The sequence below is a fragment of the Kitasatospora sp. GAS1066B genome, assembly GCF_041262605.1.
Lineage (GTDB): Bacteria > Actinomycetota > Actinomycetes > Streptomycetales > Streptomycetaceae > Kitasatospora.
The window spans coordinates 145928-162955 of sequence record NZ_JBGCCO010000018.1 but is presented as its reverse complement, the minus strand read 5'-3'; the positions used below and the strand labels follow the sequence as shown (position 1 = coordinate 162955).

At 69.8% G+C, this 17028-nt stretch carries 22 protein-coding genes and 3 pseudogenes; 13 read left to right on the top strand and 12 right to left on the bottom strand.

Annotated features, from left to right (window positions below; translation table 11 throughout):
• Positions 1 to 313 precede the first annotated feature (313 nt).
• Together ABH937_RS21455 and ABH937_RS21450 are read right to left on the bottom strand one after the other, a co-directional pair.
• Positions 314 to 589: pseudogene (locus ABH937_RS21455) on the bottom strand (ISL3 family transposase); the annotation flags it as partial.
• A 152-nt stretch (positions 590 to 741) separates the two neighbouring features.
• A complete protein-coding gene (locus ABH937_RS21450; RefSeq protein ID WP_370219122.1) occupies positions 742 to 1239 on the bottom strand; it encodes a hypothetical protein in 498 nt (165 codons plus the stop codon).
• 548 nt (positions 1240 to 1787) lie between these two features.
• Between ABH937_RS21450 and ABH937_RS21445 the strand changes: the two are divergent.
• Positions 1788 to 1916 (top strand): annotated as a pseudogene (locus ABH937_RS21445) (hydrophobic protein); the annotation flags it as partial.
• Here the strand turns inward: ABH937_RS21445 and ABH937_RS21440 are convergent.
• A complete protein-coding gene (locus ABH937_RS21440) occupies positions 1861 to 3066 on the bottom strand; it encodes a YihY/virulence factor BrkB family protein (protein WP_370219121.1) in 1206 nt (401 codons plus the stop codon). The pseudogene ABH937_RS21445 and the gene ABH937_RS21440 sit on opposite strands and share 56 nt — an antisense overlap.
• A 165-nt stretch (positions 3067 to 3231) precedes the next feature.
• Here ABH937_RS21440 and ABH937_RS21435 point away from each other — a divergent pair, with 165 nt between their 5' ends.
• Together ABH937_RS21435 and ABH937_RS21430 are read left to right on the top strand one after the other, a co-directional pair.
• Positions 3232 to 3369, top strand: coding sequence for a hypothetical protein (locus tag ABH937_RS21435; protein ID WP_370219131.1), 138 nt, complete (start codon positions 3232 to 3234; stop codon positions 3367 to 3369).
• A 1074-nt stretch (positions 3370 to 4443) separates the two neighbouring features.
• Entirely contained in the window at positions 4444 to 4725 is a 282-nt protein-coding gene (locus ABH937_RS21430; protein WP_280690633.1) for a MerR family transcriptional regulator, read from the top strand.
• A 105-nt stretch (positions 4726 to 4830) separates the two neighbouring features.
• On the opposite strand, the gene ABH937_RS21425 is transcribed toward ABH937_RS21430, so the two are convergent.
• Both ABH937_RS21425 and ABH937_RS21420 read right to left on the bottom strand, forming a co-directional pair.
• Positions 4831 to 5133 carry a hypothetical protein gene (locus tag ABH937_RS21425; RefSeq protein ID WP_370219120.1) on the bottom strand — a complete coding sequence of 101 codons (303 nt, stop codon included), beginning with the start codon at positions 5131 to 5133 and terminating at the stop codon, positions 4831 to 4833.
• A 151-nt stretch (positions 5134 to 5284) separates the two neighbouring features.
• The gene (locus ABH937_RS21420) at positions 5285 to 5575 is read right to left on the bottom strand and encodes a helix-turn-helix domain-containing protein (RefSeq protein WP_348533660.1); all 291 of its coding nucleotides are present in this window, start codon (positions 5573 to 5575) and stop codon (positions 5285 to 5287) included.
• Between the two features lie 154 nt (positions 5576 to 5729).
• Between ABH937_RS21420 and ABH937_RS21415 the strand changes: the two genes are divergently transcribed.
• Both ABH937_RS21415 and ABH937_RS21410 read left to right on the top strand, forming a co-directional pair.
• Positions 5730 to 6026: a hypothetical protein gene (locus ABH937_RS21415; protein WP_280690548.1), complete on the top strand. Its 297-nt coding sequence runs from the start codon at positions 5730 to 5732 to the stop codon at positions 6024 to 6026.
• 229 nt (positions 6027 to 6255) lie between these two features.
• Positions 6256 to 6525 (top strand): hypothetical protein, encoded by a 270-nt coding sequence (locus ABH937_RS21410; protein ID WP_370219119.1) that lies wholly within the window; start codon positions 6256 to 6258, stop codon positions 6523 to 6525.
• Here the strand turns inward: ABH937_RS21410 and ABH937_RS21405 are convergent.
• The 4 genes and pseudogenes from ABH937_RS21405 to ABH937_RS21390 form a co-directional block, all read right to left on the bottom strand.
• Positions 6504 to 6907, bottom strand: a pseudogene (locus ABH937_RS21405) (DUF2267 domain-containing protein). The gene ABH937_RS21410 and the pseudogene ABH937_RS21405 sit on opposite strands and share 22 nt — an antisense overlap.
• 52 nt (positions 6908 to 6959) lie before the next feature.
• Positions 6960 to 7109 carry a hypothetical protein gene (locus ABH937_RS21400; protein ID WP_280690551.1) on the bottom strand — a complete coding sequence of 50 codons (150 nt, stop codon included), beginning with the start codon at positions 7107 to 7109 and terminating at the stop codon, positions 6960 to 6962.
• Between the two features lie 517 nt (positions 7110 to 7626).
• Positions 7627 to 7950 (bottom strand): plasmid stabilization protein, encoded by a 324-nt coding sequence (locus ABH937_RS21395; RefSeq protein ID WP_280690552.1) that lies wholly within the window; start codon positions 7948 to 7950, stop codon positions 7627 to 7629.
• 283 nt (positions 7951 to 8233) lie between these two features.
• The gene (locus ABH937_RS21390; RefSeq protein ID WP_280690553.1) at positions 8234 to 8656 is read right to left on the bottom strand and encodes an SsgA family sporulation/cell division regulator; all 423 of its coding nucleotides are present in this window, start codon (positions 8654 to 8656) and stop codon (positions 8234 to 8236) included.
• A 129-nt stretch (positions 8657 to 8785) separates the two neighbouring features.
• On the opposite strand from ABH937_RS21390, the gene ABH937_RS21385 reads away from it, so the two are divergent.
• Complete coding sequence (locus ABH937_RS21385) at positions 8786 to 8977, top strand: hypothetical protein (protein WP_280690554.1); 192 nt, start codon at positions 8786 to 8788, stop codon at positions 8975 to 8977.
• Between the two features lie 82 nt (positions 8978 to 9059).
• A complete protein-coding gene (locus tag ABH937_RS21380; RefSeq protein ID WP_280690555.1) occupies positions 9060 to 9230 on the top strand; it encodes a hydrophobic protein in 171 nt (56 codons plus the stop codon).
• A gap of 75 nt (positions 9231 to 9305) precedes the next feature.
• Here ABH937_RS21380 and ABH937_RS21375 read toward each other — a convergent pair whose 3' ends face one another.
• Positions 9306 to 10217 (bottom strand): SigB/SigF/SigG family RNA polymerase sigma factor, encoded by a 912-nt coding sequence (locus ABH937_RS21375; protein ID WP_280690556.1) that lies wholly within the window; start codon positions 10215 to 10217, stop codon positions 9306 to 9308.
• A 283-nt stretch (positions 10218 to 10500) separates the two neighbouring features.
• Positions 10501 to 10929, bottom strand: a complete 429-nt coding sequence (locus ABH937_RS21370) for an STAS domain-containing protein (RefSeq protein WP_280690557.1) — start codon at positions 10927 to 10929, stop codon at positions 10501 to 10503.
• A 130-nt stretch (positions 10930 to 11059) separates the two neighbouring features.
• Here ABH937_RS21370 and ABH937_RS21365 point away from each other — a divergent pair, with 130 nt between their 5' ends.
• From ABH937_RS21365 to ABH937_RS21355, 3 genes are all read left to right on the top strand, one after another.
• Complete coding sequence (locus ABH937_RS21365; RefSeq protein ID WP_280690558.1) at positions 11060 to 11416, top strand: winged helix-turn-helix domain-containing protein; 357 nt, start codon at positions 11060 to 11062, stop codon at positions 11414 to 11416.
• Positions 11417 to 11512: 96 nt separating this feature from the next.
• Complete coding sequence (locus tag ABH937_RS21360; RefSeq protein ID WP_280690559.1) at positions 11513 to 12061, top strand: DUF6328 family protein; 549 nt, start codon at positions 11513 to 11515, stop codon at positions 12059 to 12061.
• 143 nt (positions 12062 to 12204) lie between these two features.
• A complete protein-coding gene (locus ABH937_RS21355) occupies positions 12205 to 12906 on the top strand; it encodes a CsbD family protein (RefSeq protein ID WP_280690560.1) in 702 nt (233 codons plus the stop codon).
• A gap of 415 nt (positions 12907 to 13321) precedes the next feature.
• Here the strand turns inward: ABH937_RS21355 and ABH937_RS21350 are convergent, their stop codons facing one another.
• Positions 13322 to 13678, bottom strand: coding sequence for a flavin reductase family protein (locus ABH937_RS21350; RefSeq protein WP_280690561.1), 357 nt, complete (start codon positions 13676 to 13678; stop codon positions 13322 to 13324).
• Between the two features lie 863 nt (positions 13679 to 14541).
• Here ABH937_RS21350 and ABH937_RS21345 point away from each other — a divergent pair.
• The 3 genes from ABH937_RS21345 to ABH937_RS21335 are packed head-to-tail and all read left to right on the top strand — an operon-like array spanning position 14542 to position 16967.
• Positions 14542 to 14970 carry a tyrosine-type recombinase/integrase gene (locus ABH937_RS21345; protein WP_370219118.1) on the top strand — a complete coding sequence of 143 codons (429 nt, stop codon included), beginning with the start codon at positions 14542 to 14544 and terminating at the stop codon, positions 14968 to 14970.
• 21 nt (positions 14971 to 14991) lie between these two features.
• Complete coding sequence (locus tag ABH937_RS21340) at positions 14992 to 15573, top strand: tyrosine-type recombinase/integrase (RefSeq protein ID WP_280690563.1); 582 nt, start codon at positions 14992 to 14994, stop codon at positions 15571 to 15573.
• Positions 15570 to 16967, top strand: coding sequence for a hypothetical protein (locus ABH937_RS21335; protein WP_280690564.1), 1398 nt, complete (start codon positions 15570 to 15572; stop codon positions 16965 to 16967). The genes ABH937_RS21340 and ABH937_RS21335 overlap by 4 nt, the downstream gene beginning before the upstream one ends.
• The last annotated feature ends 61 nt before the right edge of the window (positions 16968 to 17028 follow it).

Here is a 17028-nt window from a genome sequence, read left to right as displayed (position 1 = left end):
ACCCAGTCGACGCAGGTCAGCGTGGGCCGAGCGACTGACTTTGCGGTCAAAGTACATGGGGTGCCAGCTGCGAGAGAGCAACGGCGTCTGACGGCCCCTCCCATCACTGTTCGACGGCCGCCCGGATGCCGCCCGGTTCGGGATCGGCCGCGTCCGGGATCACCATGCTCCCGCGGACGGGACTATCAGGATTCCGGCTCTGCCCCGTAACCGGCGGTAGCACTGCGTAGTGATCACTGGAGGCGGATGCGGTGGCGGAGCAGGGGGAACCCGGCCCGGCCGCGCATCTGCCTCAGGATCCGCGGGTGTTGGCGCCCTCGGCGCGGCCCTGGGTGATGCAGCGGACCAGGAGGTTCGCGCTGCCGGTGTAGCCCAACTCCTTGATCTCACGCAGGAGGTGGGTGACGGGCATCGCGGGGTCTTCGGCCCGGCGCTGGCACAGGTGGTCCCGGTAGGGGTCGACGAGCGTGGGCTTGTAGCGGGGTGCGCGGCGCTCTGCGGTGGGCTCCTTCATGCGGGCGTACCGCTTGACGGTGCTCAGGGCGACGTCGAGGCGGCGGGCGCACTCAGGCAGGCCGACGCCGCGCCCGGCCGGCCGGGCGGCCCGCTAACTCCTGGACGACCTCACCGAGTTGGTCGGCGATCCAGCGCGTGCGCCGCTGGTAACGTTCGATCAGGCCGGGGGGAGAGCCGACGGCTGTTGCGGCGGACTCCGGCCGCTCTCGGCATGCCGCGTGTGGGCTACCGGCCGTTGAGAACCTCGGCGCTGACGGTCCGGTGCCAGCGGTTCAGTGCGCGCGTCTGCTCGGTAGCTCGCTGGATCAGTCGGTCAAGATCGCCCGGGTCCAGGCGCGGCTCGTTGTCGGCGATGGAGCGCAGTGCCCGCCACAGCGCGGTCTTGCCCTCAACGCCGGCGCGCATGCCCTCCAGTTCGATCAGATCGCTCAGCGGGGAGCGGCGAGTCAGCGTTCCGTTGGGCTTGAGGCGTGCGATCCGTTCGCCCGCGAGGCCGAGCCAGGTGCGGTAGTGGCGTACGGGCACGGCCAGGCTGTTCATGATCCGTACGAGGTCGTCGCGGTCCTGCTCCACGTCACGGGCCAACTGGCGCAGCTCGGCCGCACGGCGGCTGTCCGGGTGCGTGTCGGCCAGCCGGCGGGCGAGCGCGGCGCCGCCGAATGCACCGGTGAGGTGGTCGTTCAGGTAGATGCTCAGGGGTTCCGACAGGAACGTGGCTGTCATCGCATGTCCTTCGAAGGGTTGGCCGACCGGGCCGCACGCACGCCGTGGCGGAGGCAGTGCCCGGGCCGCCACGGCCTCCGGGTGTGTCCGAGGCCGGCGCGGGAAGGCGCTGAAGTATGGCCAGGGAATTGACGGAGACGGAACGCAGGTACGAAGGGCTCGCACTGCCGGCGAGCCTGGAGAAGCTGTCCGGCGTGGCGGCAACCCGCGGTGCCGAGCCGCAGGACCTCGACGCCGTCTACTACGACACCCCGGATCTACGGCTTCTGCGCCGGGGGTCACCGTGCGCCGCAGATGCGGCGGCAGCGACGCCGGATGGCACGTCAAGCTGCCGCTCCGCGCAGACTCGCAGCGGGAGGTGCACCTCCCGCTCGACGCAGGGGGCTCGCACGAGATGCCCGCGGAGTTCGCCGACCGGCTCGCGGCCTTCACCCGCGGCGGCGCCGTGCTCCCCGTGGCCCGTCTGCGCACCCATCGGTCCCGGCAGCAGTTGCGCGACGACAAGGGGGCACCGGCCGCGAAGCTGCCAGTCCCAGCGGTACGAGACGTTCGGTGCCGGCTTCGCCGTCACGGTGCTGTGGCGGATCGCCTTGGCCGTCTTCGTCATCTGGCTGCTCGGGTTCATCGCCCGCGGGACCACGGCCGGCGGGAGCCGGGGTCGCTGGTACCGCTGGTAGCGGATTTCGCGGTCCGACGGCACAGGGGTGCCTGCCGACCGTCGCGCGCGGTGCCGACGAGGCCCCGGGCATGTGCTGAGCCCCGTCCCGCAGGCCGCCCGGTGCCGTTCCCGGGACCGCTGCGGCGTGCTGCGAGCGCCAGCAACGCTACCGGTCCCCCGGGGGGGTCGCCGTCTTCGTCTCCCGGGTCGTGGGCGGGGTCGTCGAAGACGACGTCGATGTGCTGTTCGGGGCGGCGCTCCTCCTGGCGGGTGATGGACTCCAGGACCTCCTGGTCGCTTTCGGTCAGCGGGGGCTGCACCAGGGCGCGCGGCCACAGCCGTCGGGCGAGTACCACGTTCGTCTCCGCCGCGTAGACGGTCACCTGCGCCACGAGGTAGAGCCAGGACAGCAGGCCGATCACGGTGGCGAAGAATCCGTAGACCTCGGTGGCGTGGCGCAGTTGGTGGGTCACCAGGACCGCGCCGAAGGCTTGCAGAAGGGTGAACAGAGGCCCTGCGAACGCGCAGCCGGGCACGAGGGCGCGCAGGGTGATCTGCTTGGGGGTGAGGATGCGGAAGCACGCCAGGCACAGGGCCGTGTTGACGAGCCCGGACAGCACCAGGGCGCCGATGCGCGCGACCGTGCCCGCCAAAGTGGTCGCGATCAGGCTCGCCGCGGCGGTGGCCACGATCAGTCCGGTCCCCAGGACGGCGAACAGGGCCAGGCTGCGGGCCAGGCGCGGCCAGTAGCCAGGGCGCTTGACCCCGGGCACGTTCCACGCCTCGGCCATGGTGTGCTGCAGGACCTGCGCGATCCCGAGCGCGCCGTACAAGAGCCCGGCGATGCCGACGGCCAGTGCCAGGCCGCTGCCCTGGACGCTGTGGACGTTCTGCCGCAGCTGGTCCCCGATGATCGGGAAGTCGGCCAGCGCGGAGTCGACCACGGCCCCCTGCGCGCCGGGGTGACCGTGCAGGACGAAACCGAGCACGGTGGACAGCAGGAGAAGCAGTGGGATCAGCGCGACGAATGCGTAGTAGGTGATCAGTGCGGCGAGCAGGCCGCCGCGGTCGTCGCCGTACTTCTTGACCACGCCGACCCCCACCGCCAGGGCGGTGCTGCGCTGCTGGGCGCGGTCCACGGCCCGGATCAGCTGTTCGATGGGATTCATGTCAGGCCCTCCTGCCGTAGGCCCCGCGGGATTCTCTGAGAGGCGTGTGCCCGGCAGCCGTCGCAGGTACCCGGTATCGGGGTGCCCATCGAAGCCGCCGCAGTGGAGCCGTCAGAGCGTCGCCGTGCCGGACGCGAGTCGGGCCGCAGTCTCGAGCATCAGCGCGTGAACGAAGGCCTGGGGCAGATTTCCGCGCAGCTGGCGCTGGGCGACGTCGGACTCCTCCGCGTACCGGCCCGGCCCGCCGGTCCGCACGCCGCACGGTTGCGTTCGAACCAGCGCGCCGCGCTGGAGCCGCGATGAAACCGCCGCGAGTGAGACCGCCCGGGGACTTCGGCAGTATCACCTCAGACGCCGCTATCGGAACGGGCGACGCGCCTCCCCCTCCCTCGTCGCGGACGGCCTCCCGTCTGGAACGCCAACGGGATCCCGCGCACCCGAGCCGCACAGACCGCGGCGAGAGGCCGGGGCGGACAGAAAGCGGGAGGGCGCTCCTCCTCCCGCACCACCTCGGCGGCAGCACCGCCGGCGGCACGGAGAGCGACTTCCTCTCTCTCGGACACGCAAAAATCTATGCTGCCCGGAGTAGACATCGGATGGTGCCGTGGTTAGTGTTTCTCTCGTAATCGCGGTCAAGCGGTACCCGCCAGACACGAACTGGCGGGCAGCAGTACAGAAGTTTGCAGGTGAGCACGGTCGCGGGATCCCGAAGCCAGAGCAGTTGCAGGACGGCGACGGAATCGGCGGCCGGGCCGGCGGCCCGCAGGTATCAGGGGCCGCCACCGAGTGGTACCGCGGTAGTGAAAGTGCAGTTTGAGCAGGTGAAGTTGAGTTGAGCGGTACCAGCAGTCGTAGTACGCGGTATCTCAGCAAAGGCGCCATGACTGCGGGCGCGCGTGCTGGGAGTTCGGCAGTGGGGTTCCAAGCCAAGCAGGTGAGCAGGACGGGCGACGGGGCTGGCTGCCGGACCAGGCGGCCCGGGAGGGCCGTAGCAGTAGCCAGGTAGTTGGCAGTACCGCAGTTCGCAGTGCCAGTCAGTACAGAGGATGAACGGAGGGACAGAGCGCCATCAGGATCGCCCGGCCCGTGAGGCATTCACCCGGGCGGACACCGCAGACCCCCTTTGAGTAAGAGGACGGTGGTTTCCGGTCACGCATACGCGATCCACGCACATCCCCACCCCCGGGGAGTTGCGGAACATGGAACCCGGCCCAGGCCGGTAGATGGTGTAAAACCCTTCGGGGCCCCGGAGCCGTTATGGCGCCGGGGCCCCTCGACGCGTCCCCGAACCAACACAGAAGAGGTGCAGTGACCACGGCAACCATTCGACCGCACACCCCCGACAACCTCGACGACGACGACTACCCTGCCTACACCATGGGCCGCGCCGCCGAGATGACCGGAACCACCCCCGGCTTCCTACGCTCCCTGGGCGAACAGGGCCTCATCACCCCACTTCGCTCCGAGGGCGGCCACCGCCGCTACTCCCGCTACCAACTGCGCATCGCGATGCGCGCCCGCGACCTCGTCGACCAGGGCACCGCCATCGACGCCGCCTGCCGCATCATCATCCTCGAAGACCAACTCGAAGAAGCCCTGCGCATCAACGAAGAGCTCCGCCAGAGCGCCGGCGACCCACAACCCCCAGCAGACACCTGACCTCCCCGCCGCGCTCAGCCGCCGGGACCGGTCCGTGGTGCGGCAGCCAGGACAACTCCGGGCACACCGAGGCGTCGCAGCGCCACCCTTTCCTGCTGGGGACCATCAGGATTCCCGCGGAGGCCGGATGACGGGGCCGGTCCGGGGGCAGGCAGTGGGGGTGCTGTCCTCGGGCCAGCCGGGGTCGCGGCCGAGCAGCCGGCCGATGCACCGGTCCCAGTCCGCGTGGCGGTGTTCGGTGCCGGCCGGGACCGCGGTGTAGCAGCGGTCGGGGAAGTGGTCGAGGTCGTCGGTGGGCTCGGTGAGCAGGGCGGTGCAGCCGCTCCGATCGTGCAGGGCGATGAACCACCGTAGTTCGATGGTGTACGGGTCGGACGTGCGGGAGTGGCACTCGACCGGGAGGTCCATCAGGCCGTCCCGGTAGGCAAGTTGTGTGGTCGTGCGGCTGCTGATGACATCCGTGCCTCGCCTTTCCGGACGACCGCGGCAGCCCGCGTCTTCGCTTCGCCTAGCAGATCACGCATCGGTGGGGTCCGGTGCGCGCGGATCAGACGTGCGGTCAGCGCAGCAGTACGGCCAGGAGTTCGGCAAGCGTCGGGCCGCTGTCGGCTGGGTGGCGCAGTTGCCCGGCGTCGATGACGTGGTAGCGATTGGTCCGCCCGTGCCGCTCGTGGCTGAGGTAGCCGGCGTTTTCGAGGTCGACGATGATGCGCTGGACCGCGCGTTCGGTCAGGAGGCACTGGGCGGCGATGTCGCGGACCCGGATGCCGGGGTCTCGGGCGATCTGGACCAGCACGCGGGCGTGGTTGGTCAGGAAGGTCCACTGACGTTGTGCCGGGCTGTCGTCCACGCCACCAGGATATGGCGCCCGTGTTGCACCACTTGAAAGCAGGACATTGAATTCGTGCATTGGTTGACAGGTCTGCTGAATGGGCGAACAGTGAGAACGCAGCCCCATCAAGCGCGTTGGGGAGGCGGGGGTCACGCGAAGGAGGCTGGAACCCGTGGGACGTGTGAGCCGCGAAGGCATGGACGAGCTGTCCGGATTCCTGAAGCAACGGCTCGGCGAGTCGGCCGGCGGGCCCGAGGCTGACGCGCTGTCGGAGCCGGTGCGCCGGACGGTCAGGCATGCCCTCGCCGGAGTTGAGGCCTATCTCGCGGCCGTGGAAGCAGGCACCATTTCCGACCCGTCCATGCATGCGTACGCCGGGGAACTGTGGGACCGCTTGCAGCACATCGCAGGAGCATGGCCGAACGCCTCAGAGGGCGACAGTCCGCAGGCCCTGTCGGCCGCTCGCTGACGCGCCCGGCCCCGGCCATCGAGCCGCAACGCAGCCGGCGTGTCCAACCGACGTGAGCACTACCTGACCACCAGGCGAACCCGAGACGAGCAAGAGCATGCGATCTGCCCTGGCATGGTGGACCGACGATGCTCGAAGTGGCGGAGCCTGAGGTCCGCCTTCAGCAGCGAGCACCCGAGGGACGGGCTGGGGTGCTCCGCGAAGCGGGCCGGCCAGTTTCGTGACGGCCGTGGCAGGGCCGTGGTGGGGGTTGCTCTGCCCCACCAAGGCGGAGCTCTGCCGGCAGGTCACTGACCTGGACATCGCACCGTTCGAGATGACCCGCGACCAGCTCCAGGACGCCGCCGAACGCACCGCTTCCGCCTGGCACCGCCACCTGCGCCCCCAGGTGGCGGACCTGGTGCAGGCGGTGGCGGTGCCGCGTCATGACGGTGGCCTTTCCTGGGTGCCGCGTGGCGGTGGCGGCGCTGTGGCGGGTCAGGGTCGGTGGCCGGGTTGAGGGCGGCCGAAGAGGAGGTCGTAGCCGGGGGCAGTTGGAGCAGGATGCGTTCGGTGAGGTCGTCGCCTGCGGCGTCGGCCGCGGTGGACAGGACGGCGCCGATGTCCCACAGGGCGGTGGTCTCGGTGGCGCCTTCGATCCAGGCGGCGGTGGCGCGCACGAACCGCTCGGGGCTGAGTGGTTCGGCGGCCTGCAGGGGGTTGAGCAGGATCAGGGCTAGGGTCTCGGGCAGGCGGGCCGCGAGGTGGGCGCGCACCTCGCCGACCAGGTGGGCGCCGAGCAAGGCCAGGACCACACGGGTGGCCCGTTCTGCCTCCTGGGGTGTGTCGTATTCGCCGCGTTCCTGGACCGCGTCCAGGAACGCCTGCCATCGAAGAGTCACCGCGGTTCTCCCTCCGTTTCCGGGCTGGGCACGAACGCCCTCGGCACTTCGCTCAGGTCGCGGCGGTCAGGTGCCGGTGCAGGCCGGTGAGCTTCAGCAGCCGGACCGCGTGGTGGCCGCCACCGCGCAGGACCAGCCATCGGCCTTGGAGGTCAGCCTGGTTGCGGGCCGCGACGATGATGTTCAGGCCCGCGCAGTCCATGAATGTCACCTCCAGACAGGTCGAGCACGACCGGGTGGTGCGAGCGCAGTGCGTTGGCCAGGGCGCGCGTCCGTGCGGGGGCGGTGTCGAAATCGATGTCGCCGCTCGGCCTCACCACGGTGGGCGGTCTCGACCCCAGCGCCCACCACACCTCCCGTTGCCCAAGCCGCATTGCTCGACCACCCGCTTCGCCGCCCCTGTCGGCAGGCGGCGCGAGGAGGCCTTCACCCGCAAGGCCCAGAACCCCGCCATTGGCCTGCGTTCAGTCCGGTGGCTCCGGTGGCGTGGACTCGGGGCCCGGCCCACCAGGACCGGGCGGGAGCTGTGGGTCGGACGGTGGGACGGGTGCGCCGGGCGGCGCCGGGGGGTCCGGTGGCTTCGGCGGCTCAGCCGGCTGCGGCGGGCCAGGCGGGTCGACCGGCTCCAGCGGCCCCGGAGGTGACGGTGGCTCAAGCGGCGGGAACGGGGTGACGTCGGGGTCATGCGGTACGGGAACGGTGCCCATGGTGGGTGACTCCTATCGGCCCAGCGCGTTCTCGAGCTGCTTCTTGTTCATCTTGGAGCGGCCGTGGATGTTGCGTTGCCTGGCCTCGTTGTACAGCTGCTCCTTCGTGGGGCCCTGGGAGCCGCTGTGAGAGTGCAGCCCGCCACGCCGCGAGGAGGAGATGTCCTTCACCGAGCTGCGGCTGGCGGTCTTCGACTCCCCGTGCCGGGCGCGTTCCTTGTTCACCGTCCGAGCGGCGATCTCCTTGGCGCGCTTCTCGCTCTCACCGCGGTCCAGGGCGCTGTCCTTGATGTGTTCGTACTGGCGTTCCCGCTTGGGAGTTGATCCGCGAGGCATGGTCATTCACTCCTTTTCGTTGGCCCGCGGGGCGCGTCTGCCCAGCATCCGTGAAACGAACCCGGCCGGGGCATCACGCAAACCCGCCCTCACCCGTCCGGAAGTCCTGCCACGAATCCACCGGGCGGAACAGGTTGTCCGGGTCGCCCGTCCGCCGCCGCTCACTGCCATGTCCGACAGCGGCGGCCGGCGCCGGGCCCGCGTCATGCGTGTGCCCGGTAGGCGGATCGGCTACCGGCGTGTCCGGGAGTTAGCCGGACGGGCCGGCCGGAGCCGGGTGCGATCAGCCGGCGGCGATCAACCGGGCGAGGGCGGTGTCGATGTCGAGGTGGTCGGATTCCGACCCGGCGGGCACCAGGGTGAAGACCTCCACGAGGAAGGCGGTGACGGCGTCGCCCGGGGCGCTGAGCACCGCCCGGCCGCTGGGAGTCCGCAGAGTGATCAGGACGTCACCGGCGGATCCGGGCCTGATGTTGACGTCGCCGCTGCCGGCCGGGGCGTGACGGCCCTCGTCCAGCAGATCGCGGCTGAAGTACCAGCAGACCCGGGCGTCACCGCCGGTGCAGTCGCACGGGGCCACCGGGAACGCCAGGCATGCCGCGTACGGGCGGGCCGAGTCGAAGCACAGTTCCGCATCGACCGGGACCTCGGGCAGCGGGCTGTCGGGAAACGTGACGGACAGCGAACGGACGGCGGACGTCTGCATCAAAACCCTCCTGCGATGGCGGCATGTCGGCCCACGAGCGGGCCGACACGGGCCCATAGCGCCTACCCGACGCCGCGGCTGCCAGCCGGCAAGCCCGAAACCCCCACAACTCCCCCGCAAGCAGCCGGGTTGGAGCGGCTTGAAGAACTCAACGCGCACATAGGACATGCCACGGATCCGGTGCTCGACCGCAGCGTGCTCGCCGAGGAGGTCGCAGCTGGTCGCACCGCTGTCGTGGGCCTCTGCTACGGGCTGCCCGAGGGCACGGCACGGGTCGTCGCCATCCGAGGCATGGAGGTGGCCGTGCCTCCTGGGCCCTGAACCCGGCACGGGTCTGAGCGGCCGGGTGGGCGTGTAGGGAATGCGTTCGCGGGCAGACGCAATCGGCGAGGAGATGGTACTCATGATCGCGTTGCTGCTCGTTCTTCTGGTGATCATCGCTCTGGCCGGCGCGGGCTTCGCCCTGCACATCCTGTGGTGGGTCGCGGTCGCGGTGCTCGTGCTGTGGCTGCTCGGCTTCGTCGCCCGCGGGGCCTCGGCCGGCGGCGGCCGGTCACGCTGGTACCGCTGGTAGCACGACCCAGCGACTCCGGCTTCCGGCTTCCGGCTTCCGCGACCGGGGCACCGCGCGACTTCTCCCGGCTCCGCGTCACCCACCGTGCGCGGGCCCGCCCACAGCTTCCAGGTCCTGACCGTCCGCCAAGCCCGCGCGCAGGACCCGGAAGCTGTGGGCAAGCAGCCGGGAGACGTGCATCTGGGAGATCCCGAGGCGCCGCCCGATCTGGGCCTGAGTGAGGTCCTGGGTGAACCGCAGGGCCAGGATCGTGCGCTCACGCTCGGGCAGTTCGGCTATCAGCGGTTTCAGGGACTGCACGTCCTCCACCACGGCGAGCGCCGGATCGCAGCAGCCCAGGCGGCACTCCCGGGCGCTGTCCGCGTCCCCGGCGTCCAACGGCGCGTCCAACGAGGTCGCGGTGCGCGCGGTGGCGACTGCGAGTGCCTCGACCACCTCGTCCTGCGCCAGCGCGACGAATTCGGCGAGTTCCTCCGTGCTGGGCACCCGACCGAGTTCCTGCTCCAGTTCGTCCGAGCTCCTGGCGACAGCGAGCCGGGCCTCCTGAAGCCGCCTGGGCACGTGCACCGCCCAGGTCGAGTCCCGGAAGAACCGGCGGATCTCGCCGATGATCGTCGGGAGGGCGAACGTGGTGAACTCCACTCCACGCTCCGGGTCGAAGCGGTCGATGGCCTTGATCAGACCCACGGTGCCGGTCTGGACGATGTCGTCCATCGACTCGTGGCTGCTGCGGAAGCGCCGGGCCGCGAACTTGACCAGGGAGACGTTGAGTTCGATCAGCGTCCCGCGCAGGTAGGAGTGCAACTCGGTACCCTGCTCCGTCTGCCACAGGCGGAGCAGGAGGACGCGCGACAGTTCCCTCGCCTCCGCGGTGCTGACGGCCAGTGGATCGGCGATCTCCGGCAACCCGTACCGACGGGGGGAGAAGCCTGCATCGGTGCCTGCACTCGGCTCGATGTCCGGCACCACCGTTGTCGGCATAGCCATTTGAACGTTCCTTCCTGGTACCCCCGTCGCCTTTCGACCTGCCCACGCGCTGAGCGACCGCAAGTCCTTCGCCGCGCGAGTGGCGCGGCCGGCCGCGGACATGCGCGCCGGAAACGGTGTCGGCCGCGGTGGTCAGCAGACCGCCTAGCTGAAGCGCCCGGGCATGGACATGTCGATTGCCGCCTCTTGCTTGCTTGACGATGTCTGGTGACCGAGTCGCGTACGCCCGCGGTCGGCCGCGCGACGCACCCCGGCGACTGTGCCGTTCATCAGCGAAACGCGATCACGCGGGCCGACTCGCTGCGCCATTGACGGAAGCACCGAGCACTTCTCGGGTACCGGTGAGGTCGATGAGCCGTGACACCTGGGGGCTCACGGAGCTCACCCGTACGGCGCATCCGCTGGCTGCGGCGCGCCTACCCGCCCAGAGGAGGACGTTCAGACCGGCGCAGTCGCAGAAGGAGAGGCCCTCGAGGTCCACTTCGAGCCCGGCGGGGTGGTCGTTCAAGGCTGTCGCCATCGCATGCCGGAGCGCGTCAGCGCCGTCGTGGTCGACCTCGCCGACCAGGGCTACCAGAGCCGACCCATCGGGCCGATCGATGAGCTCCACGGCGAACCGGGCAGCCGCCGATGGTGGCCTCAGCGGCGGCGCGCCCGCGGCGGTCGGCGAAACCGGTGAGACCGACTGCTGGCGCGTCTGGTGACGGGACATGGTCGTTCTCCTCCCGCAAGAGGACGGGTTCTACGACCGATCGTCTGTCTGCCGGTGAAGCATGTCAAGGAATGCACGAAAATTTGTTCACATATTTGAGGACGCGAAATACCGCTCGTACGATGGACGGGTGGACACGAATGCCGGCAGCCATCGGCCGTGGACGTTTCTGACCAATCACGCCCGGGTGCTGTCCCTGATCGCCAGGGATCCGGGGATCCGGTTGCGGGACGTGGCCGCGGCGTGCCAGTTGACCGAGCGCGCCGTACAGACGATCGTCGCCGACCTGGAGGCGGAGGGATACCTCACGCACTCGCGAGAAGGGCGGCGCAATCGCTACCAGATCACGCCGCACACCCAGTTGCGACACCCCGCCGAAGCCGGCCGCACCGTAGCCGCCCTGCTCCAGCTGCTCGACGGGAAACCCGCTGGCACCGACGGCGAGCCGGACCAGCCAGCCCAAAGCCACGCCGAGCGGGATTCGTGACCGCCACGGCTCCCACGGCTCCCCGCACCGGCACGGGGTCATCCCCTCACGCTCACCACATCGGGCCGGAGCCCCTCGATCCGAGGAGGCCGTCGCATGAACACCGAACCGCACCGGACCGGAACCCCACCGCACAACTCGCAGGGCGGCCCCGGTCGTGAGGAGACGGCCGAGGAGCGTGCGGACCGGCTGTGGGGCGAGATGCTGCAAGAGGTCCGCGTGTGTCAGACCGGTGCCCAGATTCTCTTCGGCTTCCTGCTGAGCGTGGCGTTCACTCCCCGCTTCGGGTCGCTGGGGGGATTCGACAAGAGCCTGTACGTCGTCACCGTCATCCTCGGCGCCTGCGCCACCGCGGCGCTCATCGCCCCCGTCTCCTTTCACCACTTCTTCGCGGGACACGACCTCAAGACGGAGCTGGTCCACGTGGCCGGCAAGCTCATCGGCTGCGGCATGGTCCTGCTCGGCCTCACCATCGGGGCCGCACTCCTCCTGCTGCTGCGGACGGCCACCGGCCACCCGCTGCTGGCCGGGATTCTCACCGGCTGTGTGCTGGCATGGTTCGCCGTCTCGTGGCTCATCCTGCCTCTCCTGGCCCTGCGCCGAACCGAGCGGCGGCACCAACGGCAGCACACGTCCGAGCCGTGAGAGAACCCGGACGTGCCGGCACGCCGTTCCATCGGCGCGAGCCTCACGATCCAGGTGTGGAACCTCGCGTCGAGGGCAGGCGCGAACCGAAGCAGCCTCGCCGCGCAAGGCCAGAACCAACGGGACCAGGCGGAGGTGACGGGGTGAACAGCATCACGAGAACCGGAATCGGCGGCGCCCGCCACGGGTTCGCCGACGCACACCGTCTCGACCTCTCCACCGCGCGGCACGCGGTCACCACCGCTCGCGGCTTCACTCGCGACGTTCTCACCGGCTGGGAAGTCGGCGAACCCGCCGGCAGCGACGCCGTTCTCGTGGTCTGCGAGCTGGTCGCGAACGCCGCACAACACGCCGGGGGCGCCCGAGCACTGCGCCTGCACCACTGCGGGACGGCGCTGCGCATCGAGGTCAGCGACCCGGATCCCGCTGCACCGGCCCCCCGTCCCCCGGGCGTCGGCCGACCCGGCGGGTACGGGCTGATCGTGCTCGAGCGGCTGTGCCAACGCTGGGGCAGCGATCCGCGTCCTGCCGGGAAGACGGTCTGGGCGGAGATCCTCCTCACCGGACAGCGCCGGCCCTTGCATGGACGCCCCCATTCGGGGAACGCGCACCGAACGCCCAGCCGACCGGTCCGGGCGTCGGCATCATCCAGAGCACCGAGGAGAACAGCCATGAGCGGCGAGGACAAGGTCAAGAACGTCGCCGAAAAGGCGAAGGGCAAGGCGAAGGAGGCGGCGGGCAAGGCGGTCGGCAATGAGCGCTTGACCGCAGAGGGCAAGGCAGACCAGGTCAGCGGCGACGCCAAGCAGGCGGGAGAGAAGATCAAGGACGTCTTCAAGCATTGAGCCGTCCCGAGGAGGGTGCCTGTCGTTTGCACGGCGGGCCCCTCCGGGGAGGGAGCACGATGCGAACTGGACTGCCCCGACCGACTGACAGGGCCGGGGACGCGACGACCCGCGACGCACCCGCACCGGCGTCTTGAGAGCGAAGTCGTCCACACCCGCGCGGCGCCGTGGCGGGCCGCGGTCCGGAAGCCCGCGCAGGAGCCCGAGCCCAAACCCGGCACCAAGACCGCCCGTGAGCTGGTGACGCCGGGCGCCGAGTGCGTCGGTGAGAGCGAGCCGATGCTGCGGGCGCAGCGAAGATGGCCGAGCGCGGGATCGGCGCACTGCCGATCTGCGGCCCGGACGACCCACCGCCTGGCTCGGCGACCACCCCGGGACCGAGAGGGTGCGGGGCTAGACACCGCCATGGCCGGCTTCACGCCGGATGGCCGGCCTCGACACCGCCGACCTGGCGCAGGAGGAGAGGTGGTCCGACCGAACGGACCTGACCGTCGACAGGTGCCAACTTGAACCCCACGTGATCTCCCCAGTCTGCGTGTTCCTCGATCTGGGCGGCGAACCAGGCGAGTGCTCCGGTGAGCACCGGCACTCCCCCTGGCCCCTCTGTCCACTCCGTGCGTGCGAACTTGTCGGTGTGCTCCCCGGTCTCGCCGCCGAAGAGTTCCGCCAGGTCGCGCCGGTGCGCCGGCAGCAGATGGACCACCAGGAACTCGGCCCGCCTGGCGACCCGCACCGTCCCCAAGACCCAGAGCAGTCTCAGCTGGATCGCCATCAACGACCGTGCCCGCAAAGCCCTCAACGACCTCGGCTGCGTGCTCCACCACCACGGCCGGCCGCTCAACCCGAGGAAGGTCCTCGACCGGTTCCATCGGCTGTGCGACGAAGCCGGCTTTCCCCGCATAGCCGTCGACGCCATCGCCCGCCTCCTCGACTCCGCCGAACTCGCCCTCCACGCCACCCAACACCCAGACCGACCACGGAACCTGATCGCCCAGTTCCGCGACCACCTCACCGACCGCCAACGCAGAACCCACCGCGAACGCCCAGCTCACGCGCCACTTCCGATGTGACCGGTGCGATCACCATGCGACCACCAGCTGACGCAACGACAAAAAGGCCGCTCCCGCCAGAAGCGGAAACGGCCTACGACCTGCTGTTCAGCAAGTCGGGACGACAGGATTTGAACCTGCGCCCCCTTGACCCCCAAGGGGTTCACTTATTGCCGACAGCCGAGACCTCCGAGTCTCGGTTCTTTTGTTGCTCAACTACCCTGATGTGCACGTGAGTTGGGACTTCTCGGCGAGAGTGATGCTGCGAGCCGCTGACGGTGGCTCAGTGTTTACTTTGCACACAAGCGTCCGTTTTCGCCCATCAGGGTTCATGGGCGCTCATCGGGTGTGGTCCCAAAGTGGTCCCAGGGCCAGCCCCCCGCCGCACCTACTGCCGGTGACCGAGATCTGTCGACCCATCAGCAAGTAGCGTCGCGCCTGCCCGACTGTCCTTGCGTCCATGCCGTCAGCCGACCCATGGGGCCGGCGCCTGCGGGCGGATCATGGTCGCTTACCCATCGGCTACGGATGGTGATCTTCCGGGCAGTGTGTCGTCTTGTGCGTGTCCTCTCCAGTTGGTTCTGACGTGCCTCGCGCACCGCCCCTCACGCTCTGCCGCCACGCCCGACACGACGGCGAACGTTGGTGTCCCGGGATCACCCGGTCCGCCACCCTGCGCAACGCCCTCAACCACGCCGTACGCTCCTGGGACCTGCGCTACAACCCCGCCAAGCACTCCGTCCCGCCCAAGCCCCGTGCCGCCGAGCGCACCTGCTGGACACCGGCAGAGGCCGCGGCGTTCCTGCGCCACAACACGGAGCACTACGCCGACCAGCTCACCGACCTGTTCGAGGTCATGCTCGGCACCGGCATGCGCCGCGGCGAGATCCTCGCCCTGCACTGGTCCGACGTGCACCTCATGGACCGCAAGCTGTACGTCCGCTGGACCCTCGCCGCCATCGACAACGGGAAGATCCACCTGCGCGAGCCCAAGACCGAGGCCGGCCGCGCTTGAATCAGCCTCTCTCCCAGAGTCATGACCGCTCTCCGCCGCCAGGCCGCCCTCCGGGTGACCGCCCACCCCGACGGCCGACTCGAAGGACTCGTCTTCGCCCGCCCCGGCGGAACGCCGCTGCGGCCCCAGTGGGTCCTCGACCAACTCCGCAAGCGCACCGCCGAACTCAACCTCCCGCGGATCGGGCTGCACGGCCTGCGCCACACGGCGGCCGGCATCATGATCGCCGAAAACATCCCTCTCGCCATCGTCTCCAAGCCCCTCCGACACTCCACCCTCGCCACCACCATCAACCTCTATGGCCACCTCCTCAAGGACTCCGCCGACGAAGCCGTCACGGCACTCGCCTCCGCCCTCGACAAGGCAGACTCCACTTGGCCCGCACAACACAGCGGACCGGAGAACACCGGGCCTTTGCCGTTCGCCGCACAGCCTGCCAAGTCGGCTATCGAGGGACGCCCGTCGCCGGTGCTGTCCGGGGGCGGATGGCCATCCGGCTCGAGGCGGCCGGGGACGAGTCCAGGGCCCTCACCCTCCGAGGCTCCACGTCGGGTGTGCCCCTGCGCTGCTTCTGTCCTTGCCGCCGGGCAATGGCTGCCATGACAGCCCGACACTCCGCTTCGACTCCAAGTCCCTTAAAGATCACGAAAGTTGTCGATTTACATACTGGTCAGTTTGTCACCGCGCGTGCTTACGCTGGTGGAATGGCGAATGGCGTGTTCCATACCGGATACGGCATCACGATCAACCTCACCCTCCCCGACCTCGGTCATCCCGAGCGCCCGGATCTGCTGGAAGAGATCCTGCGCCCGGTCGGCGACCGCGACCGTGCACTCCTGGAGTGCCTCGACCACCACGCCGGCATGGTCTGCCGGTCGGAGAACGCCGACAAGTCCCCCTGGATGTTCATCAGCACCCGGCGCAGGAACGGCCATCTGGTGCTTGTCGCCGCCCACCTGCCGGTCACCCACAAAGCCACTCCCGAGGAGAGCGCCCGCCACCGGGCGATGAAGGAGCGGATCGCCCGCTGTGCGGAGCGGCATGGACTGCGCGCCCAGGTCGAGGCCCGCTCGGCGGACGGCCGCATCGTCACCGACGTCCTGGTTACCGGGGCCGGTGGCAGACGGATCGGCTGGGAGGCCCAATACTCGCCCATCACCAGTGAGACCGTCCGCCGCCGATCCTGCAGGGCGGCCGAAATCGGCATCACGCCACTGTGGGTGACCGACAGCGAGCGGGCCGCGCTGATCGACCGGGCACCGTGGGTGCGTGTGGACGACTTCTCCTCACGCGACATCACTTCCAAACTCGCGATGTTCGTCCGCGGTGGGATCCGCCACTTGCAGGTCTGGAAGTGCCTGCCGACCAGCGAACGTCCATGCCCGACCACGGGTAGCGCCTGCGGCCGCTTCCACTCCGGCTGGTTCCTGCCGGCACTGTGCCTGCCGAAGAAGGCCCCGACCCAGGTGGACCACCTGGTCGTGGCCAGTGCCGACGGCGAGTTCGTTCCCCTGCAGATACAGGACGACGACGGCCGGCGCACCGCCTCCCGCATGTGGGTTCCCGTCGCGGACCGGGACAAGTGGTGGGACATCGTCGGCCGGCCCGAGACAACCAGTGCGATGGAGGACACCACCGACTCGCCGGACGAGGAGATCACCTTCACCGGCGAGGAGATCGATCTCACCTGCCGCTACGGCGAGGAGACCCTCACCCGCAACGATCCCCGCCTTCGCCGGGAACGCCCGGACGCCACCGGCCTGCGAACCTTCGCCCAGGTCCCGCACTCCATGTTCGCCCTCCCTGCCGCCCCTCCCACGCTGAAGGCCAACGCCACTCAACGCCGAGCCGCTGCCGTGCAGTTCGGCTGCCCGGTCTGGGAGATCGGCCCGTGCGGCTTGTGCGGTGTCCCGATCCACCGCTACGGCAACCGCTCGGCTCACGCGTGCGGATCGTGCCGCACAGCCCTGCTGCGCAGCCGCCTGCCGGGACAGTAGCCCGAAGCGCAGCAGGGCGTTGAGCGTCCGGCAAGCGGTCGGCGGGCTCCCGGTGACCGCC

Coding starts and splice junctions, on each gene's coding strand:
- ABH937_RS21440 (WP_370219121.1), bottom strand. CDS start 3,066: ATGAATCCCATCGAACAGCTGATCCGGGCCGTGGACCGCGCCCAGCAG.
- ABH937_RS21395 (WP_280690552.1), bottom strand. CDS start 7,950: ATGCCTCGCGGATCAACTCCCAAGCGGGAACGCCAGTACGAACACATC.
- ABH937_RS21380 (WP_280690555.1), top strand. CDS start 9,060: ATGATCGCGTTGCTGCTCGTTCTTCTGGTGATCATCGCTCTGGCCGGC.
- ABH937_RS21335 (WP_280690564.1), top strand. CDS start 15,570: ATGACAGCCCGACACTCCGCTTCGACTCCAAGTCCCTTAAAGATCACG.
- ABH937_RS21350 (WP_280690561.1), bottom strand. CDS start 13,678: ATGGCGATCCAGCTGAGACTGCTCTGGGTCTTGGGGACGGTGCGGGTC.
- ABH937_RS21340 (WP_280690563.1), top strand. CDS start 14,992: ATGACCGCTCTCCGCCGCCAGGCCGCCCTCCGGGTGACCGCCCACCCC.
- ABH937_RS21360 (WP_280690559.1), top strand. CDS start 11,513: ATGAACACCGAACCGCACCGGACCGGAACCCCACCGCACAACTCGCAG.
- ABH937_RS21430 (WP_280690633.1), top strand. CDS start 4,444: ATGGGCCGCGCCGCCGAGATGACCGGAACCACCCCCGGCTTCCTACGC.
- ABH937_RS21425 (WP_370219120.1), bottom strand. CDS start 5,133: ATGGACCTCCCGGTCGAGTGCCACTCCCGCACGTCCGACCCGTACACC.
- ABH937_RS21375 (WP_280690556.1), bottom strand. CDS start 10,217: ATGGCTATGCCGACAACGGTGGTGCCGGACATCGAGCCGAGTGCAGGC.
- ABH937_RS21450 (WP_370219122.1), bottom strand. CDS start 1,239: ATGACAGCCACGTTCCTGTCGGAACCCCTGAGCATCTACCTGAACGAC.
- ABH937_RS21400 (WP_280690551.1), bottom strand. CDS start 7,109: ATGGACTGCGCGGGCCTGAACATCATCGTCGCGGCCCGCAACCAGGCT.
- ABH937_RS21390 (WP_280690553.1), bottom strand. CDS start 8,656: ATGCAGACGTCCGCCGTCCGTTCGCTGTCCGTCACGTTTCCCGACAGC.
- ABH937_RS21370 (WP_280690557.1), bottom strand. CDS start 10,929: ATGTCCCGTCACCAGACGCGCCAGCAGTCGGTCTCACCGGTTTCGCCG.